This is a genomic window from Erwinia aphidicola, assembly GCF_014773485.1.
Taxonomy (GTDB): domain Bacteria; phylum Pseudomonadota; class Gammaproteobacteria; order Enterobacterales; family Enterobacteriaceae; genus Erwinia; species Erwinia aphidicola.
Genome location: NZ_JACXBP010000002.1, coordinates 557,303 through 574,802 on the forward strand (window position 1 = coordinate 557,303; position 17,500 = coordinate 574,802).

10 protein-coding genes are annotated in these 17,500 nt (G+C 58.4%); 4 read left to right on the top strand and 6 right to left on the bottom strand.

Annotation, left to right across the window (positions count from 1 at the left end):
• Positions 1 to 204: 204 nt before the first annotated feature.
• Positions 205 to 6,279, bottom strand: coding sequence for an autotransporter outer membrane beta-barrel domain-containing protein (locus tag ID864_RS07010; RefSeq protein ID WP_191149619.1), 6,075 nt, complete (start codon positions 6,277 to 6,279; stop codon positions 205 to 207).
• Between the two features lie 541 nt (positions 6,280 to 6,820).
• The gene (gltP, locus tag ID864_RS07015) at positions 6,821 to 8,125 is read right to left on the bottom strand and encodes a glutamate/aspartate:proton symporter GltP (protein WP_048917532.1); all 1,305 of its coding nucleotides are present in this window, start codon (positions 8,123 to 8,125) and stop codon (positions 6,821 to 6,823) included.
• A 520-nt stretch (positions 8,126 to 8,645) separates the two neighbouring features.
• Here gltP and acs point away from each other — a divergent pair.
• The 3 genes from acs to actP all read left to right on the top strand — a co-directional run bounded on the left by acs (position 8,646) and on the right by actP (position 12,709).
• Positions 8,646 to 10,601: an acetate--CoA ligase gene (gene acs / locus ID864_RS07020; protein WP_191149620.1), complete on the top strand. Its 1,956-nt coding sequence runs from the start codon at positions 8,646 to 8,648 to the stop codon at positions 10,599 to 10,601.
• A gap of 141 nt (positions 10,602 to 10,742) precedes the next feature.
• Positions 10,743 to 11,054, top strand: a complete 312-nt coding sequence (locus ID864_RS07025) for a DUF485 domain-containing protein (protein ID WP_048917534.1) — start codon at positions 10,743 to 10,745, stop codon at positions 11,052 to 11,054.
• Entirely contained in the window at positions 11,051 to 12,709 is a 1,659-nt protein-coding gene (gene actP, locus ID864_RS07030) for a cation/acetate symporter ActP (protein WP_062818491.1), read from the top strand. Before ID864_RS07025 ends, actP begins: the two co-directional genes overlap by 4 nt.
• 99 nt (positions 12,710 to 12,808) lie before the next feature.
• On the opposite strand, the gene ID864_RS07035 is transcribed toward actP, so the two are convergent.
• From ID864_RS07035 to ID864_RS07045, 3 genes are all read right to left on the bottom strand, one after another.
• Positions 12,809 to 13,354, bottom strand: coding sequence for a YfaZ family outer membrane protein (locus ID864_RS07035; protein ID WP_048917536.1), 546 nt, complete (start codon positions 13,352 to 13,354; stop codon positions 12,809 to 12,811).
• Positions 13,355 to 13,494: 140 nt separating this feature from the next.
• Complete coding sequence (locus ID864_RS07040) at positions 13,495 to 14,193, bottom strand: LrgB family protein (RefSeq protein WP_191149621.1); 699 nt, start codon at positions 14,191 to 14,193, stop codon at positions 13,495 to 13,497.
• Entirely contained in the window at positions 14,186 to 14,614 is a 429-nt protein-coding gene (locus ID864_RS07045; RefSeq protein ID WP_191149622.1) for a CidA/LrgA family protein, read from the bottom strand. Before ID864_RS07045 ends, ID864_RS07040 begins: the two co-directional genes overlap by 8 nt.
• Before the next feature lie 108 nt (positions 14,615 to 14,722).
• On the opposite strand from ID864_RS07045, the gene ID864_RS07050 reads away from it, so the two are divergent.
• The gene (locus ID864_RS07050; protein WP_187497523.1) at positions 14,723 to 15,625 is read left to right on the top strand and encodes a LysR family transcriptional regulator; all 903 of its coding nucleotides are present in this window, start codon (positions 14,723 to 14,725) and stop codon (positions 15,623 to 15,625) included.
• Between the two features lie 79 nt (positions 15,626 to 15,704).
• Here the strand turns inward: ID864_RS07050 and ID864_RS07055 are convergent, their stop codons facing one another.
• Positions 15,705 to 17,354 carry a Na+/H+ antiporter gene (locus tag ID864_RS07055; RefSeq protein WP_048917539.1) on the bottom strand — a complete coding sequence of 550 codons (1,650 nt, stop codon included), beginning with the start codon at positions 17,352 to 17,354 and terminating at the stop codon, positions 15,705 to 15,707.
• Positions 17,355 to 17,500 lie beyond the last annotated feature (146 nt).

Genomic DNA, 17,500 nt, shown 5'->3' on the forward strand with positions numbered 1-17,500 from the left:
GGATCTTTAGCCGGCGTTCGCCTGATTTTGCGATCGCGCCAGCAAAGCGCGCAATATTGCGACATAACGACATTTTGGCGGTGAGAGGCGGAAAAGAGCCAGCTAAGACACCTTCAGAGTCAGCGCTGACTCTAAAGGCAACGTTTATAATACTGCTGATGCATGTTTAGTACGGCGGGCTGCGTGATACAGCCCGCCTGACGATCAGAAGTTCCAGCGCACGCCGACGTTATAGCGCCAGCCCTTGGCCCCGTTGTCGTCGATCTGCTTGCGGTAGTCGGTTTCCGCATATAGCGAGATGTCGTTTTTAAAGGTGGTGGTGCCACCGACGCCCAGTTCCCACATCTGGCCAAAGTTGCCGCCGCTGAAGGTGTTACTGACGTCGAGGTTTTCCGCACCAATGCGGGTTTTTGACTCACCGCCCCAGCCGCGATAGTAGTTAGCGCGCACGTAAGGCGTGTACTGACGGTTGCTCTCATCGGTCCAGGTGCGATCGAGTCGCGCACCGAGGCGGCCAATGGTCTGGTTGTAGCTGTCATACTTCACGGTCAGCTGGTCTTTATCGGTGAAGTCATCCATCCCCAGGTGCATGTACATCAACTGCGCCTGCGGTTCCAGCCGCACGCCGTTATCAAACTCAAACGGGTAGCCGCTCTCCAGTGATGCCGTCCAGCCCTTGCCTCTCAGCTTCGCCACATCCTTCTGGCGCGGGATATCGGTTTCGCCACGGTGCCAGTCATACGACAGTGCGCCATCCAGGTAGAAGCCGCTTTCACGCTGCCAGGTCATATAGAGCGCCAGGCTGTCGCTGTCAAAGGTGGTGGAGCTGTAACCGTCCGCCGCATCCGGGCGCAGGCGGGTGTTGCCGCGAGTGTAGGCCAGGCCACCGCGCAGGCTGTCTTTCTCGCCGTCGAGCCGCAGCAGGTTACCGCCGATTTGCAGCGCGCTATAGTCGAGGTCGAAGTCATAACCGAAGTCTTTAAAGCTCTTATTACTGCTCCAGGCCAGGTTGGAGCCAATATAGCGCACGAACATCTCGCCGCTGTCGCCCGCCTGCTGGCTCTGCTGGTGGCGCAGCTCGCCAAGGCGTTTATGCAGGTCGTCGATAATCGCCGCGGTGTAGTAGGCCAGGCCGACCGGTGCAGAGATATAGGAAGGCACCTGCGGCACCACCGCCGGGCGGCTCTCCTGATTCGGCGCGAGGTAGTCGTTAAAGGTGGTCAGACAGGCAGCACCGCCAGCGCAGACGTAGTTATTTGCCAGGCGATAGTCCCAGAACTGATTATCGCTGCCCCCGGCAACGCGCCGCTGGCTGGCATCACTGGTGCCCGGTGCGAAGCTGTACAGCCCGTAGCTCCAGGGGCCGGCGGCCAGGTAGCCATCCTTCAGCGCAAAGCTATCTCTGCTGGCATTACCCGCCACCTGCGCCAGTGAAATCCCTTCATTACTCTCAATTGAGCTGCTGAAGTCGAGGTCGGTCAGCGCCCCCGTGCTGAGCGCGGTCGGGGTGACATCCAGCAGCGTGGTGCCGCTGGCATTGCCGGTCACCCGCAGGTTATCGCTGAACTGATTGCTCAGCGCGCCGCCTGCGTTCAGCTCGGTATTTATTTTCACCGAACCGCCTGCAGAGGCGAGATTGCCGTTAATCGTCAGCGAGTTGCCCGGCGATCCGCTGCCGTTAGTCAGGTCAATCAGCCCGCCGTTATTCACCGTCAGCGAGTTGCTGCTGCCGCCTGCCAGCACCGGATTAACGCCGTTCCCGGCATACAGCGTGGAGCCGCTGTCGATATTGACGGTGCTGTGCGCCAGCTGCAGATTATCGGTCAGCGTCCACTGGCTGTTACTGAAGTTAATGGTGCTCCAGCCCGAGCCGAGGTTGGTGCCTTTACTGATATCATCCGCGCTAAACGAGCCACCGCGCGCGCTGATATTGTCAAAGGTCAACGCACCGCCCGTTGCTCCGCCGTTAGTGATGTGACGCGTTTGCGCCAGGTCAACGCCCTGGATCAGGGCGCGGTTATTCACACCATTGCCCAGCGTCAGGCTGCCGTTCAGCGTACCGCCGGTCCACTCAAGTGCATCGGTGCCGCCGCCGGTATTGATATCCCCCAGCACGTCACCGTTAGTCAGCAGCACCACATCGTTGGCGTTGCTGCCCGCCACCGCCACGCCCTCAGGCGAGCCTGGCGTGATGGTGCCACGGTTTTCAAACACCGCCGTGCCGCCACGTAAATCCACTACCGGCGCACGGGTGCTGGCGGAGACCAGCGTCCCGGTGTTCAGCACCGAGCTGGCGGTGCCCGCTACCAGGGCCGAACCGCCGCTGGCGCTGGTGATATTGACGTTGGCCGCCGACTGCACCGCTCCGGTGGTATTGGCGCGGATCCCGGTGCCGCCCGCGCCGCTGACGTTAAACTGATAGCCGCTGCCGAGGATCAAATCGTTGGTGGTTGCGCTGCCGTTGGCCTGGGTGAAATTCAGCCCGGTGCCGCTGCCGCTGACGTTAGTGGTCACCGTCGAGGCGGGATCGAACGGTACGGCGGTACGCAGGCCGCTGCCGTCGGCGACGTTGACCGTCAGGTTATTTAGCGTCACGCTGCGCGTCTCGACGCGGTTTTCAATACCGTTGCCGCCGCCGTTAACGTTGATAGTGGCATCGCTGGCATTCAGCGCCGCCGCCCCGCTGTCGAGCAGAATGCCATGCGCGCTGCCGTTGGTAGCGATCACCGTGTCGCTGCCGCTTAGCGCAAGGCTGGAGCCGGCGCTGATACGCACCCCGGCCACGCCGTCCGCCACGTTAATCTCACCGCCTTTCGCCAGCGTGGTGCCGCTGCCGCTGATATCCAGCCCGGTGCCGTTGGCAACATTCACCACGCCGTTATTGGTGATGTTGCTGCCGCTGCGCGTGCGGATACCGATATTGTTGGCGCCGTTCATATTCACCGCACCGTCGTTAACCAGCGTGGCGCCGTTGGCCACGTCATAGCCGATGCTGTTGGCACCTGTTGCGCTCACGCTGGCGCTGCTGGTGACCAGGGTGGGCGCTGCACTGCCATCCAGCGCATTGCTGAGGTCGGTACGCAGATTATTCACCAGTACGCCAATGCTGCTGGCGCCGTTGAGCGCCACGCGGGTGCCGCTGCCGAGCGTGGCGCTGGCACCGCCTTCGACGCGCAGCGCATTCGCTCCGTTGCCGTTAACGTTGAACTGGCTGCTGCCGCTATTAAACAGGCTGTCGGGGCCGGAGGCGATCACGCCACTGCTGCCTGCCCCGCTGAGGGTAATATTGGCCGGCGTGCCGAAGTTCAGCGCGGCGGCATCGTCAATGCGGTACAGCGAGGAACGATCGGTGGTGACGTTGCTGGTTGCGCTACTGCTGTTGATGGTTGAGCCGATGCCCGCGGCGTGATAGGCGATCTGATCGCTATTATTAAACGCGGGCGTTGCAGCGCTACCCACGTTAACCGTTGCGCCGTTCAGCGCCTCGGCGCCTATCGCTCCGCGTCCGTTCATATTAATGGCCCCCGTCAGGTTTGCCACCGCCCTGGTGCCGGCCGCGCTGACGCCGCGCGTGCGCTGGCTGGTCGAGCCGCCTTCCACATTAATCGTGCCGCTATTGTTCGCCGTGGTCGCCTGGCTACCGCTGCCGTTGACGCGCATGCCGAAGCCGCCATCGGTCACCGAGATATCGCCGCTGTTGGTACCCGTTGCCCCGCTCTCCACCAGGATGCCGGTGGAGCCGGCGCCGGTGAAAGTGATATTCCCGGCGTTGGTGAGCTGCGCCCGGTTGCGGGCAATCAGTCCGGTTAGCCCGGTCTGGCCGGAGCTGAGGGCAGCCTGCGAGGTCAGCGTGGTGCTGGCCACCGGGCTGCCGCTGGTGCGCCCGGCCAGGGTGTGTTTCTGCCCGTCGGCAATCGCCCCGACAGCATTAACGCCGCTGAGATTGATGGAGGTTCCGGCATCAATATTTCCCACCGCTCCCCCTTCAATAATGACCGCGGTGGCACCACTGCCGGAAACCTCAAAGCTGGCGTTCTGCGTGTTGATCTCGGTGCCACCCGTTCCGGTCCCCATCACCCCGACGGAGTTAGCGCCGGAAGCGGTTAGCGACAGGTTGTTACCGGCAAAGTCCGCGCCCTGCTCCAGACGGAACAGGGTCGAGCCGCTGGTGGTCACGTCAAAGGCGTTATTATTGGTCACGTCGATCCTGGCATTCGGGCCGTAAGCGAAGAAGGCGATCTGATTGCTGCCCTGGCTGAAGCGCGGTACGGCGTCGCTGTTGACCAGCACCGTCGCATTGCCGCGCGCATGGACACCAATGGCCCCGTTACCGGTCAGGTTGATCGGGCCATCGACATTGGCCGTGGCCGTACCGCTGCCCTGGCCTTCCGCCCAGACGCCGAAGTTGCGCGTGCCGCTGTCGGGATCCGCGCCGCCCGCAACGTTGATAGTGCCGCTGGACTGCGCTGCCGCCGTATTGCCGTTGGTGGCCAGCACCTTCAGCCCGGTGGCGTTGACGCCGTTGAGGTTAATGGTACCGCGGTTTTCAATATTACCGCCGCTGCCCGCATTGAGCACCGACATGGCGATATTTTCCCGCGGTACAGCCGCCGCTGCGCCGTTGACGGTAATCACGCCGTCGGTATCGTTAATCAGGGTACTGTTAGCTCCGCCGCTGGCCAGCATGCCGGCGCCGTTCTGTACCCTGCTACCCATAATGATCTCACCATGGTTGATGGCGCTGCCGTTGCCGCTGACCGAAATGCCGCTGGTGGTCCCACTTTGATTCAGCGCGGTTTCTGCCGTCTCTTCACCCAGGCTGTTCTGCGGGCCGCGACCCAGGTAGATCGTCCCGCCGCGGGCGTTGGTAAAATCAGAGCCGGTATCCACCGCCACGCCGCTGGTGGTGCCGCTGGCGCTGGAGCCATTAACGCCGACGTTGATGTTGCCGCTGTTGGTCGCCGTGGAAGAGGTCAGATTAATCGCCGCCGTCGAGCCGCCCGCCGGGTTGCCGCCGCTGGCGAAGTTGACAATCCCGGCATTGTCGAAGGTGCTGCCCCCCGCCAGGTTAACGCCATTCGAGTTATAGCCGGTTGCCCCGACTCCAGTACCGTCGACGCGATTGTAAAAGCCGCCGTTGATCACCCCGGTAGCGGAGTTGGTGCCGCGGCTGCCGGTATTCAGGCTCAGCGCCGCGCTGTCGGAGCCCAGCCCGCCGGAGCTGGAGACTTTACCGTTATTTGTCACGGTCGCCCCGTCGGTGGCGCGAATGGCACCACCGTTGGCGCCGACCACTTCCAGCGTGCTGCCCGCCGCAATATTCACCTGCGCACTGGCCCCGCTGGCGCCGATCACCACCCGGTCGCCAATCGCCTGCGCCACGTCATCGTTCGGGTCATCCGCGCTGATGGTGTAGTCGATATTCTGGTTGGTTTTACTGAAGGCTTTGTTAAATTCGGTCAGGTAGGAGGCAGTATTGAGATTTCCGCTTTTCAGCTGGGTAATCAGCCAGTCGTTATAGCTTTTAAGCCCGGCAGCGCTGGTGACGTTAAACGCGTTACTTTTGCCATCAAGGGTGGTGACGCTAAATGCGCCCTTGTAGGTAGCGACGTTGGTGACCTGGAACTGGCGCGGCACCGTGGGGTCTGCGGCTGCGCCGGTAAAGGTGATGCGGTTGTTCGAATTCCAGTTCACCGTTGAGCTGTTGGTGGTACCGTCAACGTTGAACAGCGTGCTCTGCTTGGCCGCCATGGTCCAGCCATTGGTCGCGGCGGTCGACCGTGCCCCGCGCTGCCCAATATCGACGTTTAGCGTGCCGTTTGTGACATCGGCAATACGGGTATTGATGTACTGATCGTCACCCACGTTGACGATATCCGGTACCGCAGTGCTGGCGCCAACCGGGGTTTGCGCCACCAGACTGGCGGGGTTATATACCTGGAAAGTGGTGTTGCCGCCGGTGGTCGCATCGGGGATGGTTATCGCGAAATTCTGCGGGCCGGGATCGAGGCGCTCGGCACCAATCACCCCGTTGTCATTAACAATACGCCCGGCGCTTTGTAATGAGCCCAGCGTGGTATTGACTGCACCATTGGTTCCGGGCTGGAAGCGTTGATTACCGGTAATAGCGCCGACGGAACCATCATTAATTACCGCCTGTCGGTTAGCAAGATTATCGTTCGTTAGCGGGGAATAAATAGATAGCACATCGGCAGTAGCGAAAGGAATACTAAAAGTGGCGAGCAGGCCTGACAATACTGGATTTAATCTGTAACGCATATTTCCTCCGGGCGAATGCAGTCCCCCTAAGTCCATACAGGGTTTATTGCCGGGCCTTGGGAAGCAGCAGACTCATCCATCCGTGCGGAGTGACATCCCCAGAAAGGCACCTGTTAATAACAAGGATAAATATTCAAATAAAATAAATGATAAATAGAATCTCTATAAATAAATGGCGCTAATATCAATAATTAGTCTCATTAATACTTTTGCTGATAATAATGTCTATTCATCTATAGTTTTTGATTTATTTTCTGGCAACTCATTATTCTGAATTTTTTTATGAAATTCACGGCAAAGATAAAATAGTGTTACCAACAGCGACACTAATAGCAGCGAAAAATTCGCAGCTAACTTATTGATGATAAATCGTAATAGTAACCTTGCGGTATGAGACACCCGCTTCACAGATCGGAACTGAACGCCAGGGCACTTAAATCAAACTTACGGAAATTTTTGCGAGATTTGTGAGGTAGGATCCAGGGCTAAACTGGAGAGTGGAGGCAAAACGGGCAGGTGACGCATCACCCGCCCGCGATTTTTACTGGCCTGTAGGCTGGGCTTTCAGCTGTGCTTCATAGGCGAGCGCCTGCTTCGCATCAAACTGATCTTCCCACTTGGCAATCACCAGCACCGCCAGCGCGTTGCCCACCACGTTCAGCGCGGTACGTGCCATATCGAGGATACGGTCAACGCCAGCGATAAACGCCAGGCCTTCCAGCGGAATTCCGACACTGCCAAGAGTGGCCAGCAGCACCACGAAGGAGACGCCCGGCACGCCAGCAATCCCTTTTGACGTCACCATCAGCGTCAGCACCAGTACGATCTCATCGCCCAGCGACAGGTCAATGCCGTATAGCTGCGCGATAAAGATGGCGGCGATACTTTGGTACAGTGTCGAACCGTCCAGGTTAAACGAGTAGCCGGTCGGCACCACAAAGCTGGTGATCGACTTCGGCGCGCCGTAGGCTTCCATCTTCTCCATGATGCGCGGCAGCACGGTTTCAGAGCTGGCCGTGGAGTAAGAGAGGATGAGCTCATCCTTGAGGATACGTATCAGCGTGGTAATGCGCAGACCGCAGAAGCGCGCCACCCCACCCAGCACCACCAGCGCGAAGAAGAAGATAGCGGCATACACCAGTATCACCAGCTTCGCCAGCGGCCACAGCGAGGCAAAGCCGAAGTTTGCTACCGTCACCGAGATCAGCGCAAACACCCCAACAGGGGCATAACGCATAATCATATGGGTAACTTTGAACATCGCTTCTGACGTTGAGCGGAACACTTTTACCAGCGGATCGCGGTGTTCAGACGGCAGTGAAGAGAGTCCAAGGCCAAACAGCACCGAGAAGAAGATAATCGGCAGCATGTCACCCCTGGCAATCGCCGCGAAGATATTCTGCGGGATCAGCGACAGGATAGTGGTCACCAGGCTATGCGGGCCGCTCTGCACCTGCTGCGTGGTCGCTTCATATTTAGAGATGTCCACCGTTGCCAGCGTCGACATATCAATGCCGGAGCCGGGTTGGAACACGTTCGCCAGAGTAATACCTGTCACAATGGCAATGGTGGTAATCACTTCGAAGTAGACGATGGTTTTAACGCCAATACGCCCCAGTTTTTTCGCATCCCCGACGCCGGCAATGCCGACAATCAGCGTGGAAATTACGATAGGCACCACGATCATTTTAATCAGGTGGATAAAGATATCCCCAGCCGGCGTGAGTACGTTAGTGACTAACCATTCACGGTTTTCCGGCTGGTTATGCAGTATCGCCCCGACGGTGATCCCCAGTACCAACGCCACCAGAATTTGCCAGGCGAGGCTGAATTTTACAGCTTTCATATTGTATTTTTCCTTAACAAAACCTGCTTTCCGCGTAGTGCATGCGGAGTGAATAACACTCGAAGGAGGATGACCGGGATCGGGCAATTCGCAGGTAATGGATGGTTGATTCCTGTTTTGCAGGCGCGTAATCAGTACCATTTTCAGCGGTAAGAATGCAACCCTACGCGAGATGTGTCTATTTAATGCTCAGTAGACAGGATAAAGCACTGCCTGTAGCCACTTAAAATAAACCTTTGTTATAAAAGGTAATATTCTTAGAGCAAATAGCATAGCCATGCAAAAAGTGAACAATTACCCGTAACAACGAAATGGTCTGGTTGCGCTTTTTTTGCGCACCTTCGCGGGCATTTTTCTAAGATTGTTAGCATCGCCTCTTCTCTTTTGAGCAAAGTGATATTGCCATTTCATTACATTCCGTTATGACGTGATCTGCCGCGCAAAAAGAAAACAAAGCCAAACGCGCATCTTCACTTAACCATTGATTGACATATTATTAACATCTTCAAGGAGACCAGCCATGAGCCAATCACACGTATACCCGGTGCCCGCGAACATCGCGGAAAACACCCTGATTAATGCCCAGCAGTACCAGTCGATGTATCAGCAGTCGGTACAGGACCCAGACGCATTCTGGGGTGAGCAAGGCAAGATACTTGACTGGATCAAACCCTACCGCACGGTGAAGAACACCTCTTTCGCCCCCGGCAATATTTCCATTCGCTGGTATGAGGACGGCACGCTAAACCTTGCCGCTAACTGCCTTGATCGCCATCTGCAAACGCGCGGCGACCATCCGGCCATCATCTGGGAAGGTGATGACGCCAGCGAAAGCAAAACCATTAGCTACCGTGAGCTGCACCGCGACGTGTGCCGCTTTGCCAACACCCTGAAAGAGCTCGGCATCAACAAAGGCGATGTCGTGGCGATTTACATGCCCATGGTGCCGGAAGCGGCCGTGGCGATGCTGGCCTGCGCGCGCATTGGCGCGGTGCACTCGGTGATCTTCGGTGGCTTCTCGCCGGAAGCCGTCTCTGGCCGTATTATCGACAGTAACGCCCGCCTGGTGATCACCGCCGATGAGGGCGTGCGCGCCGGGCGCAGCATCCCGCTGAAGAAAAACGTCGACGACGCGCTGGCTAACCCCGCTGTCACCAGCGTAGGTAAAGTGGTGGTGTTTAAACGCACCGGCAAAGATGTCGGCTGGAACGGCGATCGCGATCTCTGGTGGCACGAGCTGATGAACAAAGCCAGCGCCCACCACCAGCCGGAAGAGATGAACGCCGAGGACCCGCTGTTTATCCTCTACACCTCGGGTTCCACCGGCAAGCCGAAAGGCGTGCTGCACACCACCGGTGGCTACCTGGTGTACGCAGCCACCACCTTTAAATACGTGTTTGATTACCATCCGGAAGATGTCTACTGGTGTACCGCCGATGTTGGCTGGGTCACCGGTCACAGCTACCTGCTGTACGGCCCGCTGGCGTGTGGTGCCACCACCCTGATGTTTGAAGGGGTGCCAAACTGGCCGAAACCGAGCCGGATGGCCGAAGTGGTGGACAAACATAAGGTCACCATTCTCTACACTGCGCCGACCGCCGTGCGTGCACTCATGGCAGAGGGCGACAGAGCCATTGAGGGCACCGACCGTTCCAGCCTGCGCATTCTCGGCTCCGTCGGTGAGCCAATCAACCCGGAAGCCTGGGAGTGGTTCCACAAGAAAATAGGTAACGGCAACTGCCCTATCTCTGACACCTGGTGGCAAACCGAAACCGGCGGCTTTATGATCACCCCGCTGCCGGGTGCCACCGCGCTGAAACCCGGCTCGGCGACCCATCCGTTCTTCGGCGTCCAGCCCGCGCTGGTGGATAACGAAGGCAACGTGCTGGAGGGCGCGACCGAAGGCAACCTGGCGATTGTCGACTCCTGGCCGGGTCAGGCGCGCACGCTGTTTGGCGATCACGAGCGCTTTGAGCAGACCTACTTCTCCACCTTTAAAAATATGTACTTCAGCGGCGACGGCGCGCGCCGTGATGAAGATGGCTATTACTGGATCACCGGGCGCGTGGATGACGTACTGAATGTCTCCGGCCACCGCCTGGGCACCGCGGAGATTGAATCTGCGCTGGTCTCCCATCCGAAAATCGCCGAGGCCGCCGTGGTCGGTATTCCACACGGGCTGAAGGGCCAGGCGATCTATGCCTATATCACGCTGAACAGCGGCGAAGAGCCGTCGCCGGAGCTGTATAGCGAAGTACGTAACTGGGTACGTAAAGAGATCGGCCCGATTGCCACGCCGGACGTGCTGCACTGGACCGACTCACTGCCTAAAACCCGCTCGGGGAAAATTATGCGCCGCATTTTGCGCAAAATTGCCGCCGGTGATACCAGCAACCTCGGCGATACCTCAACTCTCGCCGATCCAGGCGTGGTGGAGAAATTACTCGTAGAGAAGCAGTCCATTAAAATGCCATAACTCCGTGGGGGCCTCTCAGCGCCCCCATTATTCTCTCAATCCTAACTGCCACAGAGCAGCCCTGCCGTATTACGTCTTAATTTTCAGCACCGTGAAGTTATAAAAAAAATACTCACCCTCTCTACCTCTGGAGATGCTGCAATGAACGATGTCTTATATGAAAGAATAGAAAAAAGCGCACGCTTTAAAGAGCTGGTGAGAAAACGCCAGAGCTTTGCCACCCTGCTGTCGATAATTATGCTGGTGCTGTACGTCGGCTTTATTTTACTGATTGCCTTCGCGCCCGCGTGGCTGGGTACGCCGCTGCACCAAGGCACCAATGTGACGCGCGGCATTCCCATAGGCGTTGGCTTAATTGTCATCTCCTTCCTGTTGACCGGTGTGTATGTCTGGCGCGCGAATGGTGAATTCGATCGCCTGACCCGTGAACTGCTGAAAGAGGTGAAGGGATGAAATCACGATATCTGTTACCGGCTCTGGCGGTGTTACTGCCGGGCGGCGTGCTGGCGGCCGATGCTATCAGCGGGGCGGTTGAGCGGCAGCCGACCAACGTCGAAGCGATTATCATGTTTCTGATATTCGTCGCCTTTACGCTTGGCATCACTTACTGGGCGTCCAAACGCACCCGTTCACGCAGCGATTATTATACCGCAGGCGGCAATATCACCGGCTTCCAGAACGGGCTGGCGATGGCCGGGGACTTTATGTCGGCGGCCTCTTTCCTCGGGATCTCCGCGCTGGTTTACACCTCCGGCTATGACGGGCTGATCTACTCGCTCGGCTTCCTCGTCGGCTGGCCAATTATCCTGTTCCTGATTGCCGAACGCCTGCGCAACCTCGGGCGCTATACCTTTGCCGACGTCGCCTCTTACCGCCTGAAGCAGAAGCCGATCCGCGTACTGTCGGCCTGCGGCTCGCTGGTGGTGGTGGCGCTGTACCTGATTGCGCAGATGGTCGGCGCGGGCAAACTTATCCAGCTGCTTTTCGGCCTCGACTATCACGTTGCCGTGGTGCTGGTCGGTATTCTGATGGTGATGTATGTGCTGTTTGGCGGCATGCTCGCCACCACCTGGGTGCAGATTATTAAAGCCGTGCTGCTGCTGTTCGGCGCCAGCTTTATGGCAATTATGGTGATGAAGACCGTTGGCTTCAGCTTTAACACGCTGTTTACTGAAGCAATGAAGGTGCACCCGAAAGGCATTGCGATTATGAGCCCCGGCGGGCTGGTACATGACCCGATATCCGCGCTGTCGCTCGGCCTCGGGTTGATGTTTGGTACCGCCGGCCTGCCGCATATCCTGATGCGCTTCTTCACCGTCAGCGACGCGCGCGAGGCGCGTAAAAGCGTGTTCTACGCCACCGGCTTTATGGGCTACTTCTACTTCCTGACCTTTATTATCGGCTTCGGCGCCATCCTGCTGGTCGGGGCTAACCCGGCGTTTAAAGATGCCACCGGGGCGCTGATTGGCGGTAATAACATGGCGGCGGTGCATCTGGCCGATGCGGTGGGCGGCAGCCTGTTCCTTGGCTTTATCTCCGCCGTGGCGTTTGCCACTATCCTGGCGGTGGTCGCCGGGCTGACGCTGGCAGGCGCTTCTGCCGTTTCGCACGATCTCTACGCCAGCGTGTTCCGTCAGGGCCAGGCGAGTGAGAAAGAGGAGCTGCGCGTCTCGAAGATTACCGTGGTGATCCTGGGCGTGGTGGCGATTCTGCTGGGGATAATGTTTGAGAAGCAGAACATCGCCTTTATGGTCGGCCTGGCGTTCTCCATCGCGGCCAGCTGTAACTTCCCGATTATCCTGCTGTCGATGTACTGGTCGAAGCTGACCACGCGCGGCGCGATGATTGGCGGCTGGCTGGGGCTGCTGACGGCGGTACTGCTGATGATCCTCGGCCCGACGGTGTGGGTGCAGGTGCTGGGGCACGCCAAAGCGATCTTCCCGTATGAGTATCCGGCGCTGTTCTCAATGCTGGTGGCGTTTATCGGGACGTGGCTGTTCTCCATCACCGATCACTCGGCATCCGGCGCGCAGGAGCGCCTGCGCTTCCGCGCACAGTTTGTGCGTTCGCAGACCGGTATTGGCATTGAGGGTGGGAAAGGACATTAACTGCGGCATTGAAAAGGGCCGACCAGAAAAAGCGGTCGGCCCCGACAACGAACCCGTAGGGGCGGACCCTTTTTTTCGGTCCGCCCGCGCCGTTAAAGATTAGAAATGCACTGCGGCGCCAACGTATGGGCCATCGGCCACCACGTTGTCTTTACGGCCATCTTTACCGTTCATCGTCATGTATTTGTAACCCACGCTGACATCAACCAGCGAAATCGGCTGGAAGCTCACGCCCGCTGACGCTTCCTGATAGTTGTCGATATGGCTGGAGAACGAATCCGGCGACCAGAAATATTCACCGTATACGTTGAACATATTGGTAACCGGAACCTTCACGCCGCCACCGATAGCAATACCGTAGCCATCTTTGGTGTCTTTCGGGTTGGTGGACATGGCTTTCACGGTAGGTGACAGGAACACATCACCGACCGCGACGTTGTAGCCCAGACCCAGGCTTTCAACGTTACCGTCGTGATCGCTGCGCAACCAGTCACCGGAAAGGGCAAAACCAGGTGAGTTAGTTCCCAGGCCTACGTGTACGTCAGTGTAATTTTTGCCCACATTCACGCCACCTTCGATAGCCTGAGCAGAGCCTGCCAGCGCCAGCAGCGCCAGTGCGCCCGTTGTCATTGCCACTCTTTTCATTTTTTTCTCCTGATTAATTTTACTCACGCCGAAATGCGGCGGCTGTGCAGAGTAAACCAACCCAATACGGATTTATATGAGAAAGAAACCAATTGAGATGAATTTGAGTAACATTACAAAACATCGCGCAAGTGAATGTTTCAGGCAACCGCCCACATAACATGGCCAATCGCCGGGGCAATAACCACGGTCACCACGCCTGACAGCATCATTACCAGGCTGGAAACCACCCCCTCCTGCTGGCCGATCTCATAGGCGCGTGCCGTTCCCGCCCCGTGCGATGCCGCGCCAAACCCGGCACCTTTTGCCAACCCCTGCTTGATCGCCAGGCGCAGAAACAGCAGGTCACCGACCGCCATACCAAATACCCCGGTGATCACCACGAACAGCGCCACCAGATCCGGCTGCCCGCCGAGCTGTTTCGCCGCCGCCAGCGCAAACGGTGTGGTGATGGAGCGCACTGCCAGGCTGCGCTGGATCTCCTCCGGCAGCGTCAGCAGGCGCGCCAGCCACACCGAGCTGCACACCGCGACGGTAGTGGCGGTGATCACCCCGGCGCTGAGCGACAGCCAGTGGCGGCGGATAATCGCCAGGTTCTCATACACCGGCACGGCAAACGCCAGGGTGGCCGGGCCGAGCAGCCACAGCAGCCAGCGGCTCTGACCAATGTAATCCTGCCAGGAGATATGCGTCACCAGCAGCAGCGCCACCAGCACCATTGGCGTCATCACCAGCGGCATCATCAGCAGTCGGTGCCAGCGGCGGTAAAGGCGTTTGTTGAGGAAGTAAACCAGCAGCGTGGCCAGCAGGCAGGCGATACTCAGCAGCAAATCACGCATCGCGTTTCTCCTGTTTGCGCTGCGCCAGCCAGATTTCGAAACGATAAACCCGCTCGACCACCAGCGAGGTCGCCGCCAGCACCAGCAGCGTGCTGAGGCCAATCACCAGCAGAATGCGCCAGCCCTCAAGACGCAGCAGCTCGGCGTAGTTAACCACCGCCACCACCGCAGGAACAAAAAACAGCAGCATTTCCGCCAGCAGCCAGCTGGCCCCGGCCTTCACCCAGCCGAGCGGCATCACGCGGCAGATAATCAGCGTCAGCAGCATTAACATGCCGACGATATTGGCCGGAAGCGGCAAATGGAACCAGATAACTAGCTGTTCTGAAAAAACAAATAGCCCAATGTACAGCATCACCTGTAGCGGAACCTGTAACCTGTGCAGCCAGCCCGTTCTCTGCGGGCTTATTGCCAGCGCCATGATGTTTACCCCATCGCCAATTGTTTTTACTGCAAACATTATAAAGCGGTAACAAAGGGTGAAAAAAATGACTTAATATTATTCAAACTATGCCAGACAGGAATGATTATGGACGTTCGCGCCCTGCGCTACTTTGTGGAAGTGGTTCGCCAGCAGAGCTTTACCCGCGCAGCCGAGCAGCTGTACGTCACTCAGCCGACGATCAGTAAGATGCTGCGCCAGCTGGAAGACGAGCTGGGCTGTACGCTGCTGATCCGCGAGGGCCGCAAACTGCATCTGACCGATACCGGCCAGGCGGTGTATCAGCGCGGGCTGACCATCCTGCAGGAGTTTAAGCAGCTGGAAGCGGAGATCAGCGATATTAACGAGCTGAAAACCGGCGAGCTGCGCCTCGGCATTCCGCCCATGGTCGGGATGCAGATTGCCGGTTCCATTTCGGCCTTTCGCCAGCGCTATCCTGGGGTGAAGCTGAAAATTTCCGAATTTGGCGGCCTGACGGTGCAGCAGGCGGTGCTGTCTGGCAGCCTTGATATCGCCATGACCGCGCTGCCGGTAGCCGACGATTTGCCGCTAAACTCGCTGGCGCTGATGAGCCACCCGCTGTGCGTACTGGTGCCGCGCACCGAGCAGTGGCTGCGCCGCAGTCATCTGCCGATCAGCGAGCTGGCCGGGCTGCCGATCCTGATTTATAACGAAGAGTTCTCGCTCAATCGCCAGCTGATGCGCGCCTTCCAGGCCAGCGGCTTTACCCCACAGATTGCGGTGCGCAGCGGGCAGTGGGATTTTCTGGCGGCAATGGTGCAGGCGGGAATGGGGGTGGCGATCCTGCCGGAGCCAATCTGTCAGCGGCTGGATAAAAGCCAGCTGCTGTGGCTGCCGCTGGAGTCGGAGCTGGTGTGGAAACTGGGCTTGATCTGGCGGGAAGGCAGCTATCTGTCGCGCAGCGCCCAGGCGTGGATCACCTGCTGCCGCGAGTTCTGGCCGGGAGAAGCGCCGCGGTTATCGTTGTAATCCCGGCAAAACCAGGGCGAGGCGTGCCTCGCCCCTGCGAAATCGCGTAGGGGTCGGGCATGCCCGACCCGCAATCCCTTTATTCCTCTTTCTCAATCAGCAGCGTTTCCAGCAGGTCGAGGTCGTGCAGCAGTTTCTGCATGGTTTCGTTGCTGATCTGCTGCGTGGCGCGCAGATGATACAGCTCGCCGCGCTCGGCACGCAGGCCGCTGAGGCGGAAGCGGCGTTCGAGGTTCTCGGCATACAGTGCGCGCTCCAGATCTTCCTTACCGTCCACGCGGCGGCGCAGGTTACCCACCACGCGCGAACTGATCTCTTTCAGCAGCTCCGGGTCGATATTCTCTTCCGTATCCGCCGCCAGGCGCTCTTCCATCTTGTACAGGCTCTCGATCGCCGTGCCGGCCATCACCGCGCGCGCCATCTGTACTTCGCGGCGGTGAACGGTTTTATCAATCCCTTCGACCCCGCGCAGCAGCAGCGGCAGCACCACGACGCCGACCAGCAGTGAGAACAGGATCACCCCGGTGGCGAGGAACACCAGCTCATAGCGCGCCGGGAAATCATCGCCGTTGGTCAGCAGCAGTGGAATAGAGAGCACACCGGCCAGAGTAATCGCCCCGCGCACCCCGGCAAAGGAGGCAATCAGCAGTTCACGCGTCGAGTAGCTGGAGAACTCCATCGGACGCTTTTTCAGCGCGGTGCGGCTGATGAGGCGCATGGTCCACAGCCAGCCAAAACGTACAATCATCAGCGCGACATAGATCATCACCACGGAAGCAAACAGCGCCCACAGCTCAACGTTGGGATCCGCATCCGCCTGGTGCACCGAGATTTCAAGTATGCCCGGCAGCTGCAGGCCCAGCATCAGGAACACCATGCCGTTAAAGACAAACTCCAGCATCTGCCAGACGCTGTTGGCGCGCAGACGCATCGCCAGCGGTGCCTGGCGGATAATGCCGGAGCGCGAAATGGTCATCCCGGCTGCTACCGCCGCAAGGATACCGGAGACGCCGATATGTTCGGCAATCAGATAAGAAGCAAACGGCAGCAGCAACAGCAGCACGGTCTGGGTGGCCGGATCATCCCCGCTCCAGCGGCTGAACAGGCGCAGCGATTTACCGTACAGCCAGCAGATGGCAATACCCGCCAGCAGGCCGCCGATCGCCACTTTCAGGAACTCTATCGAGGCGCCGGAAACGGTAAACACCATGGTGCCCATCGCTACCGCAACGGCAAATTTCAGCGACACCAGGCCAGACGCATCGTTCATCAGCGCCTCGCCCTGCAAAATCGCCATGATCTTTTTCGGGATGCGCCCCTCGCCGACGATACCGGAGAGCGCCACGGCATCGGTGGGTGACAGCACCGCCGCCAGCGCAAAGGCGGCCAGCAGCGGAATGCCCGGCACCAGCCAGTAAATCAGATAGCCGATACCGACCACGGTAATCAGTACCAGCACAAGCGCCAGGCCGAGGATCTCGCGCCCGTGGTGCAGAAACTCACTGGTTGGGGTTTTCCAGCCATCGGCAAACAGCAGCGGCGGGATAAACAGGACTAAAAACAGCTCCGGGTCAAAGTCGACATGCAGACCAAAGGTCGGCCACGCCAGCAGCGCGCCCATGGCGATCTGCACCAGCGGCAGGGGAATTTGAAACGGAATGATGCGTGCAGCAACGCCGGACAGCGAAACAACCAGCGTCAAAATGAGGATGGTGAAGAAGATTTCCATGCTTTCCTTTCTTTATACGTCTTCCGGTGGGTAAAAAACAACCACGAACATGATGATGATCATGTCCTGAATGATAGTAAAACAAATTAAGAAAATGTTTAGAAACAGGATGTGCGTATAGAGGAGAAATTCAGTGACATCTGAAG

Coding starts and splice junctions, on each gene's coding strand:
- gltP (WP_048917532.1), bottom strand. CDS start 8,125: ATGAAAGCTGTAAAATTCAGCCTCGCCTGGCAAATTCTGGTGGCGTTG.
- ID864_RS07055 (WP_048917539.1), bottom strand. CDS start 17,354: ATGGAAATCTTCTTCACCATCCTCATTTTGACGCTGGTTGTTTCGCTG.
- ID864_RS07050 (WP_187497523.1), top strand. CDS start 14,723: ATGGACGTTCGCGCCCTGCGCTACTTTGTGGAAGTGGTTCGCCAGCAG.
- ID864_RS07040 (WP_191149621.1), bottom strand. CDS start 14,193: ATGCGTGATTTGCTGCTGAGTATCGCCTGCCTGCTGGCCACGCTGCTG.
- ID864_RS07010 (WP_191149619.1), bottom strand. CDS start 6,279: ATGCGTTACAGATTAAATCCAGTATTGTCAGGCCTGCTCGCCACTTTT.
- ID864_RS07025 (WP_048917534.1), top strand. CDS start 10,743: ATGAACGATGTCTTATATGAAAGAATAGAAAAAAGCGCACGCTTTAAA.
- acs (WP_191149620.1), top strand. CDS start 8,646: ATGAGCCAATCACACGTATACCCGGTGCCCGCGAACATCGCGGAAAAC.
- ID864_RS07045 (WP_191149622.1), bottom strand. CDS start 14,614: ATGGCGCTGGCAATAAGCCCGCAGAGAACGGGCTGGCTGCACAGGTTA.
- actP (WP_062818491.1), top strand. CDS start 11,051: ATGAAATCACGATATCTGTTACCGGCTCTGGCGGTGTTACTGCCGGGC.
- ID864_RS07035 (WP_048917536.1), bottom strand. CDS start 13,354: ATGAAAAGAGTGGCAATGACAACGGGCGCACTGGCGCTGCTGGCGCTG.